The organism is Arthrobacter glacialis, from assembly GCF_002909415.1.
Lineage (GTDB): Bacteria > Actinomycetota > Actinomycetes > Actinomycetales > Micrococcaceae > Specibacter > Specibacter glacialis.
Window position 1 is genome coordinate 43,772 of sequence record NZ_PPXB01000012.1, and the last position, 14,140, is coordinate 57,911.

General features: G+C 56.4%; 7 protein-coding genes and 2 pseudogenes. 7 read left to right on the top strand and 2 right to left on the bottom strand.

Annotated elements, in window-relative coordinates:
- Positions 1–11 precede the first annotated feature (11 nt).
- The gene (locus CVS28_RS14225; RefSeq protein WP_165788168.1) at positions 12–782 is read left to right on the top strand and encodes a 4'-phosphopantetheinyl transferase family protein; all 771 of its coding nucleotides are present in this window, start codon (positions 12–14) and stop codon (positions 780–782) included.
- Between the two features lie 111 nt (positions 783–893).
- The gene (gene fepB / locus CVS28_RS14230; protein ID WP_103481952.1) at positions 894–1,904 is read left to right on the top strand and encodes a Fe2+-enterobactin ABC transporter substrate-binding protein; all 1,011 of its coding nucleotides are present in this window, start codon (positions 894–896) and stop codon (positions 1,902–1,904) included.
- Between the two features lie 106 nt (positions 1,905–2,010).
- On the opposite strand, the gene CVS28_RS14235 is transcribed toward fepB, so the two are convergent.
- Complete coding sequence (locus tag CVS28_RS14235) at positions 2,011–5,139, bottom strand: glycoside hydrolase family 2 TIM barrel-domain containing protein (protein ID WP_103481953.1); 3,129 nt, start codon at positions 5,137–5,139, stop codon at positions 2,011–2,013.
- Between the two features lie 160 nt (positions 5,140–5,299).
- Between CVS28_RS14235 and CVS28_RS20180 the strand changes: the two genes are divergently transcribed.
- Entirely contained in the window at positions 5,300–5,662 is a 363-nt protein-coding gene (locus tag CVS28_RS20180; RefSeq protein ID WP_243399903.1) for a TetR/AcrR family transcriptional regulator, read from the top strand.
- 39 nt (positions 5,663–5,701) lie between these two features.
- Positions 5,702–5,911 (top strand): annotated as a pseudogene (locus CVS28_RS20185) (TetR family transcriptional regulator C-terminal domain-containing protein); the annotation flags it as partial.
- 231 nt (positions 5,912–6,142) lie between these two features.
- Here CVS28_RS20185 and CVS28_RS19950 read toward each other — a convergent pair.
- A complete protein-coding gene (locus CVS28_RS19950) occupies positions 6,143–6,427 on the bottom strand; it encodes a hypothetical protein (protein ID WP_103481954.1) in 285 nt (94 codons plus the stop codon).
- Positions 6,428–6,796: 369 nt separating this feature from the next.
- Between CVS28_RS19950 and CVS28_RS14250 the strand changes: the two genes are divergently transcribed.
- The 3 genes and pseudogenes from CVS28_RS14250 to CVS28_RS14265 all read left to right on the top strand — a co-directional run.
- Positions 6,797–9,409 (top strand): NACHT domain-containing protein, encoded by a 2,613-nt coding sequence (locus CVS28_RS14250; RefSeq protein ID WP_133159147.1) that lies wholly within the window; start codon positions 6,797–6,799, stop codon positions 9,407–9,409.
- Positions 9,410–10,313: 904 nt separating this feature from the next.
- Complete coding sequence (locus CVS28_RS14260) at positions 10,314–12,959, top strand: cold shock domain-containing protein (RefSeq protein WP_103481957.1); 2,646 nt, start codon at positions 10,314–10,316, stop codon at positions 12,957–12,959.
- A gap of 290 nt (positions 12,960–13,249) precedes the next feature.
- Positions 13,250–14,002, top strand: a pseudogene (locus CVS28_RS14265) (IS630 family transposase); the annotation flags it as partial.
- Positions 14,003–14,140 lie beyond the last annotated feature (138 nt).

The following is a 14,140-nucleotide window of genomic DNA, read 5'->3' on the forward strand; positions in this document are numbered from 1 at the left end:
ATGGGCACGGCGTGAGGGAGCCTACGCCGTCCGGCGTCGGGGAGACATGGTCCCCGGCTGCCGTTGTGTGGTTTGCTCAGGCAGCAGTTGAACCGTCAACGTCCCAGTCGGTGCTCCTGAGCCCGGCGGAACAGTCCATGGTGGCTGTGAAACGGCAGCCCGCGGACGGATACCGTTCCGCCACGGCCCGCGTGCTGCTAAAACACCTGTTGGCGCAAGAGTTTGGTATCGATCCTTTCAGCGTCAGCTTGCTGGCCCCGGAGGGGCAGGGTGGCAAGCCCGTGCTGCGCCACGGGACCGTGGCCGGATTGGCCAGGCCGCTACAGGCCAACGTTTCCCATGCCGGCTGTCAGGTCATTGTGGCCGTGACCCAGGGAGCTTCCATTGGCGTTGATGTGGAGGAACACCGGGCCACGGATTTCACCGGCTTTGACCGGGTAGCTCTTTCCGCGCAGGAACGTTCAGTAGTGGCCATCCTGCCGCCCGCCATGCGCGCCCGGCAGCGGGCAGACTTTTGGGTCCGCAAGGAAGCAGTGCTCAAAGCCTCCGGTGAGGGGCTGCTAAGGGACCCTGCACAAATGGACTTTGCTGGGGCTGGCACACACTCCACGGCCGTGGTTGCGGGCCTTCAACCAGTAACTGTGCAGCTGATTCAAGCCCCGCAAGGTTACTCGGCGGCGCTGGCTGTGAGTGGAACTGCCGACGTCATATGTCACGAAACGACATTCTCAGCGACTCACATTATCAATTACGCAACACAAACATGGCCCATTAGGAACTAAGGGTAGGCTAGGCTAAGTTTTCATCGACGAGCGCACGAAAATGCGGCGCTCGAACCCCTCAGGACGCATCAGTCCACACCATCACGCACCACCTGTCGAGGAGACAATACTGTGAAGTTTCAGCGCACAATCCTTCCCTTGTTCGCAGCCCTTGCTGCAGCCGGCATAGCCCTCAGTGGCTGCTCCGGAGCGGGTGAGGCAAGCAACGCCAACGCCAGTGCTGGCGCCACCGCTGCGGCCAGCGATGCCTCTTGGCCGCGCACCATCACCCACGAGGCCGGCGAAACAGTGATCCCCACCAAGCCCAAAAACATTGCCTCCACTTCGCTGAGCGTGACGGGGACCCTGCTGGCCATCGACGCCCCGGTCACCACCTCCGCTGCCACCAACCCCAGCGACGTCACAGACAAGCAGGGCTTCTTCTCCCAGTGGGCCGAAGTTGCCCAGGAACGCAGCGTTGGCGTGCTCTATCCCAACCTCGAGTTCGATCTTGAAGCAGTAGTTGCTGCGGCCCCTGATTTGATTGTCGTATCCACCTCGGGAGCCGACAGCGCGGCCGACCACTACAAGGAACTCAGTGCCATTGCACCCACGATCGTGGTGAACTACGGCAGCCAGTCCTGGCAGGACCTGGCCCTGGAATTGGGCAAGGCCACCGGCACTGAGAGCTCGGCCGGTGCGGCCGTCGCCAAGTACGACGTCCATGTCAAGGACGTAGCCGCCAAGATCAAACTACCCGCCGGCGAATCCAACATTGTCAGTTTCAATGGCGCCGGCCAGGACAACGGCGTTGCCAAGAAGACCGGCAGCCACGCTGCAGTGCTGGAATCCCTGGGCTTCAAGATCGCCGACGTTCCCGAGGGCTTGGACACCAGCGAGAAGGTACGCCAGGACTTTGCGTTTGTCTCCTTTGAGAACTTGACCAAGGCGGCCAACGGAAACACTGTGTTCCTGCTCAGTGCGGACGAAACACTTGTGAAGACCTTTGAAAGCGAAAAGGTGCTGGCCAATCTGCCCTCGGTGAAGTCCGGCTCGGTCTACGCCATGGGGCCCACATCATTCCGCCTGGATTACTACAGCTCCACCCAGCTCGTGGATCTGCTGGGCAAGACCTTCAGCTAGCTTCACCCTTAAAGACAGCGAAGGGCCCCTGGCTCATGGAATCCGAACTGTGGACTTCATGAACCAGGGGCCCTTCGTGGGCAAGGCGCCCAAAGCGGGGACCCGTCTAGCGCGCCGCCGCAATCCGCAACGTCAGCGTGCGTGCTTCCGGTCGGAGCGCAAAGTCCGGCCACACATCGGGTCCGCAGGCCCGTGACCCCAGGCCGTGCTGCGCGGCGTCCAAGTAGAGGTAGCTGTGCTGGCTGACTGGAAGCTCGTGGGGGTGGGCCGCATCGGAGATCTCCTGGGCGGTGTGCCGCGACAACGTGAAGCCCGGCAGCCGGCCCTGGGCATCGGCCACGGCACGAATGGCCAGCCACGAATCACCGTTGTTGTTCAGCTCCAGGGACCGCATGGCGCTGCGGTGCCCGGTTTCCTGGGGCATGGCGTAAGGCACTGCTAGTTCATCAATGGCCGCCGCATGCCGGCCAACCAGGGCCGAACGCATGCTGTCCGGGTAGGACTCCCGCGGTCCCGCACCAAACCAGGAGGCGCCGTCAACAGTGGCGGGCAGGGCGAATCGGAGCCCCACCCGTGGCCACACCATGTTCCAACCGGAACTGGGTGCAATGTCCGCGCGCAGCCACAGCTCGCCGTCAACCAGCTGCCAATGCTCCTGGACTGTCACCGAATGCGCACTGTTGGCCGGGGCGTAGCGGGTCCGGACAAGAACGCTTTCCTCATCACCGGCCACAACGTCAACCCGGGCCTGGAGCCGGTCCAGGCCAGCCGCCCGCCAGACACTCACATTGGACGGGGCCGGGACGCCAGTGCAGTTGTTCAACCAGGGGTCGGCCAAGTCATAGCTGCCGAAATTCGCGCCCTTGTCATTGTCGATGGGCGCCCGCCACAGCTCCAGGCGTGGCGCTGAGACTTCCCGTCCCGCCTGGGAGACCAGCCGGCCGTCCTCAAAGGTGGCCGGTCCTAGGGTGATTGTCCCAGCCGCTGCAGCAGAAGTTTTGTGCGCTGCAGCGGCTGGCCACCCGGCGGCAAGGGGACGCGGACCATTCTGCCGGCCCAGCGAGACTGCCCTGCTGCTGAGATCCAACTGCGCCGTGGAGACAACATGTCCAGCCGCCGCCCAGACGGTGTCGCTGCGCAGCACGGCCTCAACGCTCAGCCACACCTCTCCGTCCGCCGCAGCATCAAAGTGCGGCAGTTCGCAGCGCCCTGTTGCTCCGGCGGCAAGGGGCCCGCCGTCGGAATCGCCAAACTCAAGAGTGCCCGATTCATGCGGCATCCCATCCACCTCGGTACGCCACCGCAGCGCAATGTCCGAGGCATCAGCCGAGTGCCGCAGATTGGCGATCGTCACGAAACGGCGAGTCCCGCCGTCGTGCGCCTCCATCTCGAAGCCAAGACGGATGGGCGCCACAATCTGTTTGTATTCAAACAAGCCCGGCGTAGGGGTGGAGTCGGAGAGGATCATGCCATCCATGACGAAGTTGCCGTCGTGGACCACCTCACCAAAATCTCCGCCATAGGCGTAGTAGTCCGTGCCATCGGCAGTGGTGGCGCGAATGCCGTGGTCCCGCCACCCCCAGACAAAGCCGCCATGCAGACGCGGGTAACGGTCCACCAGGTCCTCGTACTGGTCCATGGCGCCCGGACCGTTGCCCATGGCGTGAACGTATTCACACAGGATGAAGGGCTTGCTGCGCTGGCGGGCCGACTCCGCGGCGGAGCAGCCAAGCACGAGGGAGTCGGAGTCGTTGCGGCCAATGGCATCCGTCTCCGGCACGGAGGAGTACATGCGTGAGTAAACGTCCGTGTAAGCACCGGTGTAGTCGCCTTCGTAGTGCACCGGACGGCTTGCATCTCGCGCGTGCGTCCATGCGGACACTGCAGCCAGGTTGGCGCCGGTGCCCGACTCGTTGCCCAGGGACCACATCACGATGGAGGGGTGGTTTTTGTCGCGTTCCACCGTGCGCTCCATCCAGTCCACGAAGGCGTCGCGCCACGCGGGATCGTCGCTGGGGTTGCCCACCCAGTCCACATCGGAGAAGCCGTGGGTCTCCAGATCGCACTCCAAAATCACCCAAAAACCCATCTCGTCGGCCAAGTCCAGCAGGCGCGGATGTGGCGGGTAGTGACTGGTGCGGATCGCGTTGACATTGAATTGCTTCATCAGGGCAAGGTCAGCCCGGGCAAACCCTTCATCAAAGACCCGCCCGCGGTCGGGGTGGGCCTCGTGGCGGTTCATGCCGTGGAACACCACCCTGCGCCCGTTCACCAGGAATTGATCGCCCACGATCTCCACCGTGAGGAAGCCCAGACTCAGTGAAATGCGCTCACTCGCGCTGGATACTGTGGCGGCATACAGCCGTGGAATCTCCGCAGACCAAGGTTCGACGGCGGGCACGGACACGGGCGCCACATGCTCGGGGGAGTGCCACAGGACGTCGATGCCAAGCTCCGGAACTGACAGGCGAACGGGAAACGCACCTGCAAGGGCTGTGATCTCCGGGTCAATGATGCCTGGCCCCGTGGCGCCGTCGCCGCTGAACTGTGTCTGGAGCCAAACATCATCGATCCCGCCCTTGGGGCGGGCCTGCAGCGTCACATCACGGAAGATGCCGGGCATCCACCACTGGTCTTGGTCCTCGAGGTAGCTTCCGGCCGACCACTGGTGCACGCGGACCGCCACAACATTGGAGCCCGGCTGCACGGCATCACTGACGTCGAACTCGTGCGCCAACCTGCTGCCGGTGCCAACCCCAATCTCCGTTCCGTTGACCCACACCGTGTATCGCGATTCAACACCGTCAAAGCGCAGCACTACTCGCTCCGCCTCGGACCAATCCGCCGGGATGTCGAAGGTACGCCGGCAGTCGCCCGTCGGATTTTCATCCGGGACGTGCGGGGCATCAATGGGGAACGGAAACTGGACGTTCGTGTAGATGGGGCGCCCGTAGCGCCCGTCGCCTTCAAGGACCCAGTGCGCGGGCACAGCCATCCGGTCCCAGCCGGAGTCGTCAAGGGCAGGATCGGCTACGCCTTCCGGCGCCTCGCCGGGGGGAAGTACGCCGCGGCCACCGGGTGTGCCGGGCGCCCCCGTGAGGAGGCGGAAGGCCCATTCACCATTGAGCGACAGTGCGGGAGCATCGCTGTTCAGCCATGAGCGGGCTGGCAATCGACGGTCGGTTCCCGGGCCTCGATCCGTGATGTAGCTGGCGTCTGTTGCGTGGGGATTCATGGTGTGCGGCTCCTTGTCTAGGCCCATTGAGCATGGCCTTGGTGCGGTATTCGGCGCGGGCGGCATTCAGTCAGGGTGATGTGGCCAGCCCAACACTAAAGCCGAGTGGTTACTCGTGTTTGCTTCCGGTATGAACTGAGCTCCTCTAGGGTTGCCTGTCATGAGCGCAAAAGACGGTGGCCAGGCTGGACGGCGAGGGCCTTATGCCAAGTCTGAGGAACGACGCCGGTCCATCCTTGACGCCGCTCATGCCGTATTCGCCGCCAAGGGGTACAGCGGCGGTTCACTCCAGGATGTGGCCGATCATGCCAGCATGAGCCAAACCAGCTTGCTGCACCATTTCCCTTCAAAGCGGGAGCTGCTCATGGCGGTCCTTGAGCGTCGGGACGAGATTACCGGGGCCATGCCTGCCGACGCGGAGGAAGGACTGATCGATGGTGTCATCCGCACAGCGTTGTTCAATGAAAGCATCCCTAGTGTCATTGAGCTTTACACCGTGCTGTGTGCTGAATCCGTGACCTAGGTACACCCCGGCCGGAGCTACTTCACTGACCGTTTTGAACGGCTGCGCACCGGCTACACGTCGCGATGCTCGGAGTTGGCGGCGGACGGCCAGCTGCGTCCGGGCATTGACCAGGGACAGGCTGCGCTGTCCCTGGTGGCACTGTGGGACGGCCTCCAAACTCAATGGCTGCTGGCGCCGGAAACCGTGGATGTGGCGCAAGGCCTGCGAAGTTTCTTCGATCTCGTGTTGGTCTCTGCGGAGAATTAGGGCCGCCGGTGGCGCCATTGGATGCTGACACCAGCAGCCAGTCCTATGGGGGACGAGTCCACACACTTTCAGTTTTTCCATTCCTAACTCGGCGCAGCATCCAGGATTGCGCTTTCGACGGGCCGCTGCATTCCTGGGCTCCGGAAGACTTGCTCCACGCGTGCGACACATCTCCCGGGTGGTGGTGCTCGTTGCACCCAACAGTCTCCAGTCAAAAGCTCGTCCTGAACGTCAGCCAGCCGTGAGGAAATCACCAGGAGTGGGCTCGGGCAAGGGTTGGTGAATATGAAACCCGATGATCCCACCAACAAGGCACCCAATAACCCGGGCATGGCCTGTGAGCTCGTCAATGAACCGGGCCAGTTGATTCTTCGTCAACCACTTATCCAGCGACGGCGGAACCAGCACCACCGCCCCAGGCTCGAAAGGCCGGAATCGCTTGTTCACCCCACCATGCGTATCGATGGGATCATCATCGGCAAGCTCAACTCGCTCGACCAAGGCCTCATCAAACAAGCCCTCCTGCGGAACCGACGAGGGGAAGAAGAACCAGGATTCATGCCTCCAATTCTCCCCTTCACCACACCACAACCCCGGTTAATCCACCGGTGTTTTAATAATCCCGGCTCTGCCTACTGACCCACGCACCTAGTGAGACGCCCTACCGAATTTGACCACTATAGCGCCGTCCTCTGGGCCGCGGCGGCAGAAAACCTCTCGACGTCCTGCATCCCAGGCCCTCATAAGCGAAATTTGAACCCAACACTCTGGTCAAACTACCCGCCATACTCCTTGACAAGTCGTAATACTAGTTCGAATCAGATAATGACAGCGGATCAGCGTCGCAACCGCTATTGGCCTGGCTCGCTGGACTAAAGTGAAGTCATGGAATATGACTTTGTACGAATGGGAAACGTTCTCTTCGAAGATATGGCTGTGGCGCTTTGTAGCGCGGAATTCGGTCCCGGGGGTACTTCATTCGGTATAGGTACCGATGGAGGGAGGGAATGGACGTACGACGGCCAGCTACCCATGCCTAAGTGCGACTTCCCCGCGGACGAAACGGACTTCTGGATTGGAGGTCAATGGGATGGATATACCGTGGTTCAAGCCAAACATAAGGCTTTTCTAGACGGAGGAAAGCGAGACGTCGATTGGCTGCTCAATACCATTACAAAGGAGGTAAATGATTGGAACGGAAAGAAGGGACGCATTAGGAAACCCAAGAACTTCCTAATCATCACCAATATTCGACTGTCGTCTGTCGAGTACTCCGGGGGCATTGATCGGCTCAATAGTGCAATGAAAGCTCACGCTGCGAGTATGAAGTTGGAAGGCTGGGCAGTCTGGTCTTCTATTCACTTATCGCGACTTCTAGATAATCATGGAGATATCCAGAGGAGATATCTGGGGCAGTTAGTAACGGGCGATCTTATTGCAACGCTTATTGAAACCCAAAAAGACCGAAATGTGGATGCGCTAGAAACTATCACCAATTTTGTCTCGAAGCAGCTGTACGCATCTCGTTTCGTAAGATTAACCAGATCAGGCAGCGGCGTTGACCGTGAAAGCCTAGCTGACATAGGCATAGATCTGCCAGGAGTAGATCGCAAAAACCCTGTTGATGAGAAAGGGGAGGTCAGGTCAGTTTCAGTAGCAGAAACAGTCATTAATTCTGGAAATCGGCCGCTAAAAATTTCCGATGGGAATTTTGCTACGGTTCTTATCGGGGGTCCCGGGCAAGGTAAATCGACTATCGGTCAATTGATTTGCCAATCATACAGGGCCGCGCTTCTTCAAGGGCGGGCCGATGAACTTGCTCCGGCAGACAAATCTGTCCTCGACGATACGCTGGCTCATCTACGATCCATTGGACTCGCTCTTCCCACAATGCGCCGGTGGCCGGTCTATATACAGTTGAATAAGTACAGTGAGAAACTATTTGAAAAAGGAGATGTTTCCCTCCAGGCGCACATTACCGAGCAAATAAATGATCTTGGTGGAGGAACAATCATCAAGAAGGATATCAACTCGTGGCTATCAGACTGGCCGTGGATGATTGTTCTTGATGGCTTGGACGAAGTTCCTGACGCGCAAACTCGAGTGTGGTTGCTTGGCAAAATTCAGCAGTTCATTTCGGACGCCGCAGGAAAAAAGGCCGATTTGTCGATTTTGGCAACAACAAGAGCACAGGGATATCAGCAAGATTTTGATGGCCTTGACCCGACGGAGATAGACCTCGTTGAACTGAGTCATCACGACGCGCTTTCCTATGGAAAGAAGCTTGTAAATTCAAGAAACCCAGGCGAGCCAAGTCGAGCCCGAGAAATCTACGCACGGCTGGAAAGCGCTGCGAGGGAGCCAGCCACTGCCAATCTCATGGTTAGCCCGCTTCAAGTGAGTATCATGACGTCTCTTCTTGAAGACCGTGTACGAGCGCCAGGTACGCGGCACAGACTATTTGCCGAGTTTTACGAGACGGTATTTAGACGGGAAACCAACAAGTTCGGAAGCGTAGGTGTCAGCGTTGAGCTACACAAATCCGATATTGACAAACTTCATGATGGTGCCGGCATCCGGTTGCATGTGGAATCTGAGAAATCTGGGCAGGCAGACGTACACCTGACTAAGGATCACCTCAGAGGCATAGCCAAGGAGTACCTTGTCAATGTCCAGACCTATGAAGTTGCGGAAGCAGAGACGACATCAAGTGCCCTTGTAGGTCTGGCAACTGACCGCTTGGTCTTACTCGTTGAGTCTTCCACTGACCATTGGGGATTTGAAGTCAGGAGTTTCCAAGAATTCATGGCCGCAAGGTTTATCACCGAAGGAGATGACCAAGTAGTTCTTGCGCGGCTGGAAGAGTTTGGACGCAGCAGTCATTGGCGAAATACGTGGCTTTTTGCGGTTGCTGACTTGTTCGACTCTCGCCCGTGGCTTAGAAACAGCATTGTTGACATGATTCGTGGGTTCGATGAGGGGACCGTCGCAGATCGAATAGCCAGACCCGGAGCACAACTCAGCACTGATTTGATTCTCGACAATTTTGCCACTAGTGCACCCGGATTGCGAAAACGACTTCTTCTTCACTGCATTGAGGGCCTCGATTCGCCGTCCCTGCGCCGAAACGTCGTCCAGATTCTGAACAATGCAGCGGACATGGACACCGTGGTTCGAGTCGCAATTCAGGAGAAGTTGCTCAGTGCACCGGCAAGTTGTGGCCGAAAGGTGGAGAATCTAGAGCGGTTGATGGAGTACTGGAGCAAAAATTTCACCGGATCCATCGCAACTTTTGCTCGTACAAAACCGCTGACTGCGTCCATTGTTTCCGAGGGTTCGCTGCGTGCTGGATTAGCCCAACACATGACCCTAGGGGAAATCTTGGCCGACTTGGTTGACACCTCAGAGCTTGACCATGATGCAAAGACTATCGTTGATGATTTCTTGGCACAGCCCACATCAGTGTTTGTTAAGTCGCCTACAACCCAGAGACTCTAAGGAATTGGAGACTCTTCGATCGGGCCCGCAATGGCGTTGAAGCTCATAGGTAGTGACGAAGCTTGCAATGTCATCTATCAAGCCACTGAGAAATTATCGCGTAACGACGTAGCGGCCGCCAATTGGTTCACTCTTCAAATTTCACAAATTATTGGCCAGACCGTCGTTAGTTTGGCAAGCGAGCTAAGACTCCCCGCTGGCGATTTGTATTCGCCGCTGCAAAGTGCCCGGTAGCATGTTCAGTGCTTCCCCGGCTATCAGGATCTTCCGTGGTGGGCGCACTGTTTCGGTGAGGCAAGTGCGGTATGAATGGAGTGCACTGGTTCCTACCGTGCAGCACTACTGGAGTACCTTCAAACTCAGCAAGGGCCAGTCTTCGAGGTCAATCAACTTGATCGTGCACTATGAATCGTCAGTAAGTGTTGGGGTTGGCTGGCCTGGGGCTAGCTAATAGGATAGCTCTGGTCTCTCCGGCCAGGTGTGACTCATGAACGAATCGTCTGCCCCCGGATCATTGATGACTGACGGCAGGAACCATGCTAGGACCGACAGACCGCCAACCCAAGTCGTATTCTTTGTGGAGCTATTGAAAGAGGCAACGGTGCATGCCACGCTCACCAGCCTCAAGAGCAGTTTGGCAGCAAGAAACTTCAACCAACGCAACAGCTTCGGCTTTGAAGTCACCCTACTAAGTCCGTACCGCGTAATTCGGGCACGAGAAGAGCAATCTACGCGACGAGGCACTGACTAACCGGTACGATGATTGGATTACACCGTAATTACTTGTCCTGTTGGCGGCGGTTCCTCCGAAATAGGTGGATTCTTACAACGCCGAGAGGGCCACAACGACATTGGATGAAGTTTCAGTAGCACACCTCATTTGGGGAATGGATCAGAGGAATAAATGAGCTCTCAGCAATTGTATGCATTAGTCGACGCATTTGAACGTGATATTAGGCAGCTCATAACTCGTTTCATAATTCCGGAGCTTGACGAATCGGAGGTATTTGGCTCTCTCCTACCGAATTTAATTGCTAAACGAGACACAGATCCCGCTGGCAATGATAACGATCTCGTAGATTACCTCGACTTACGTCCGGCATACGATCTACTCAACACTCATAGAGGACTCATCCCACTCGATGCCGCGAAACATGCGAAAGAACTGACCGTCGAATTGGACATAGTGGTCCCAATTCGACATCGGGTAATGCATAGTCGCCCATTGGCGCCAGGCGATCAAGAGAGAATACTTTCCTCTTTAGGAAAATTTGATTCACGATATTGGAAACGAACATCAAAAACCCTTGACGCTATACGTATCGATTCAACGTGGCTTCCGGATGACGCTTTGAAACCTGTTGAAGACAAAATACGCCACAATCTGCCACTATCCGAATACGATGAGACTGGACTGCTGGGACGAGACGCGGAAGTTTCAAAGATTTGTAACGACCTAAAACGGAAGCGAGATACGGTAATCACCCTGTGCGGTGAGGGCGGCATTGGGAAGACCGCATTGGCTGTGGAAGTCGCATATAATCTATTGGATGATCCCGAGCAGCCTTTTGATCTAATATTGTGGTCGTCGCTTAAAACTGAACGTCTGACCGGGACTGGTGTACAAAGTCTAAGCACTGCCGCTGCTTCGCTGATCGGAATAACAAGTCAATTGGCCAGCGCTTTTTCGGATCAATTCGAAGGCAGCTTGCGTGATCTCAGTACATTGCTCGAAGGTTTCACTCCTCTAATTATTATTGACAATCTCGAAACAATTAGTGGTGATGACTTTGTGCAACTGTATGAAGCTCTTCCTGACGATGTTACCTACCTCGTTACGAGCAGGGAGGGAATCGGCCAACTCGAACGCAGGGTGGCGTTGGGACCGCTGCCTGAAAGGTCGGCTCTCAGACTGCTAGATGAGCTCATAAAGTTCCGCTGTGTCGACGCATTGAATAATATTAGTTATGACACAAGAATGGAAATAGTTCGTCAATTGCGATGCTCGCCACTGGCGATCAGATGGTTCATTCTTGCCGTAGAAGCTGGCAACCAGCCGCTAGATACAATTCGACACCAGGATAGGCTTCTCGACTATTGTGTTCGCTCCGTCTATGACAACCTGTCTGTCGAATCAACTGAGGCATTCGTAGCAATGGAAGCGCTGCGGCGACCGGTAACACCGGACGATCTCGTTCTCTTGCTCGAACGAGATGTAGACCAAGTTAATTCTGCGTTGAAGAACCTGACCCGCGGTTCGCTCGTGCGGTCACAGGTTACAGGTGGCGACGCGATGGTTACGCGAATTGAATTGACGGAAACAGCCAGACGATTTGCAGGGTCAATGATTCCGCGTGATCATCCAATTCGAACCCTCGTCCAAATCAATGAATCAAAGTTTCTTCGGGATGAGGAGGCTCGTGCCAATCAGGAGATGACTCGGCGCCTGGGGCCCAACACTGTAAGAGTAAGATTTGAAACTGATGCTCCTTCAGCTCACGTGTTGCGTAAGGCTTTGGATGAGTCCAAGAAAGGGAACATCGATGAGGCTTTCCGACTCATTGAGGAAGCGAAACGGTTGAATCCGGAATTTTGGGAGGTGCATCGTGTAGAGGGTTTCGTGCACGCGACGACGGGAAACAAACTTGCTGCACGTGAAAGTTATCGAAACGCCCACAGCCTTGCCTCGCTGCCAGAACACATTGCCATAGTATCTCACTTTCTGGCAGGTCATTTGGCGCGGAATATGATGGATAATGACGCTGCGCTTCCATTTGCCCGTAAAGCTCATGATCTATTATCTATTCCTGACACGGCTACCAGCCTCGGATCAATTCTTGTCTGGCAAAAGCAGTACGATGAGGGAATCGGTTATCTCGAGGCTGCGGTTCGAGATGCCGAGGGCCAGATTCGCCTGATCTCAGTAACGGCACTTACAGACGCTTATTGTAGGCGTGCGGAAGCTTTTATGACTGAGGACCGCAATCCAGTGAAAGCTGCCTATGACGCCATCTGCGCCTATGATTTCGCATCAGAAGAGATTAACAGAGGATCCGCTGACAAGAAGATTCGAGATGCTGCCTGTGATGCAGCCGCCGCCGCACTCCGCTATCTGTGGAACGCTGAGCGTGCGGCCAATGACGTAGATGCCGCAGCTGAATTCTACGACACTCTTCTCTCTCGCGTAGGTCAGCTACGACCTTCAGATCGATGGTCAAAACTCAAGAACGTAATTGCAAAAATGCTTAGTCAATCGCCGTCCTATCCTTTGACAAAACTGATGAAGAAAATTCATGACTTGGATCAAGAATTGTCAATCAGATTGGAGTCCGATTCAAAAGACCGCAGACACGGCATAATTAGCCGACTCGATCGTGGCTTTGGTTTTATCGGCGACGTTTCGACGAATGACAGAATCTACTTTCATAAAACAGCATTGATCGGTGGCATATATTTCTCGAGCCTTAAGGAAGGAAATCAAGTCTCTTTTAATATATCCGAGGAGCAAGACGGCCGCCCACGAGCGGAAGATGTTGATCTGATTCTATAGAATGTCACAGTTTCCTTTTTTCCAATCGCAAAGGAGGCTCGCTGGCGTTTATGCGATGGTTTTCGCATCTCGTAGAGGAAGTGGCTCGTGGCTCTGCTATCTGTGGTCTTCTGACGAACCCCTAGATGGCAGGACTACGAGCATTGGCCATACTGGCTCCGGTGCCCGTAACGGAAGTTGGGGGCAGTGGTGAGGTACCAACACCCGATACGCCCAGTTCAGGCAGGGCCGAAATGGATGTAGCCTCCCCTTGCTCTGAACTTCTTGTCGCGGATCTTCATGAGTCGTCAAAGATCGCCGAGATCGTGGAGTTGACGCGGTTTTCCAAACCTGAGGGTGCCACGCATTGGTCGGTGCGGTCGATGGCGGCAAGGGTCGGGGTGTCCCCGGCTCAGGTGCAAGGGATCTGGGCGGCGCGTGGCTTGAAGCCGCACAGGGTGGAAACGTTCAAACTCTCCACGGACCCGCACTTTGACGAGAAGCTCATCGATGTGTGCGGGCTGTATCTGGATCATACGCAGTCGTCGCTGCCGATGAAGAAGGCCCGCGGCGAAGCCATGACGCACGACTACAAGCGCAACGGCACCACCACCTTGTTCGCAGCGCTGGAGGTGGCGACTGGGAAAGTGATCGGATCCTGTGTTGACAAGCACCGTCATGAGGAGTTCCTGGCCTTTTTGAAGACCATCAAAAAGTAGGTCCCCAAGGGCCTGGCAATTCACCTGATCCTGGACAACTACGCCACGCACAAGCATGCCGAGGTGAACTCCTGGTTGGGCAAACATCCCCGGTTCCACTTGCATTTCACCCCGACATCATCGTCTTGGTTGAACCTGGTCGAGCGCTGGTTCAGGGACCTCACGGACAGGGCCCTGCGCCGAGGTGTCTTCCATTCAGTGCCGGATCTGATCGGCAAAATTGAAGAATACATTCAGGTCAACAACCAGCACCCGAAACCCCTGATCTGGGTCGCGACCGCGGACTCCATCCTGGAAAAAGTCGCCCGCGGCCGCGTCGCACTCCAAGCCATCAAACAAAACTGAGACACACCACTAGATAGCGCTTCAGACGGTGATGTGTATCTTTTCAGAGACCAGACTGAAGGATTCTATAATCTGGTTGCTGCCATCAACGCCTACATGAGCATGCTGGAACATACGCTTGTGCTTATCATGCCATTC

Excerpts from the sequence above, each read along its gene's own strand:
- CVS28_RS20180 (WP_243399903.1), top strand. The coding sequence starts at position 5,300 with ATGAGCGCAAAAGACGGTGGCCAGGCTGGACGGCGAGGGCCTTATGCC.
- CVS28_RS14250 (WP_133159147.1), top strand. The coding sequence starts at position 6,797 with ATGGAATATGACTTTGTACGAATGGGAAACGTTCTCTTCGAAGATATG.
- CVS28_RS14260 (WP_103481957.1), top strand. The coding sequence starts at position 10,314 with ATGAGCTCTCAGCAATTGTATGCATTAGTCGACGCATTTGAACGTGAT.
- CVS28_RS14235 (WP_103481953.1), bottom strand. The coding sequence starts at position 5,139 with ATGAATCCCCACGCAACAGACGCCAGCTACATCACGGATCGAGGCCCG.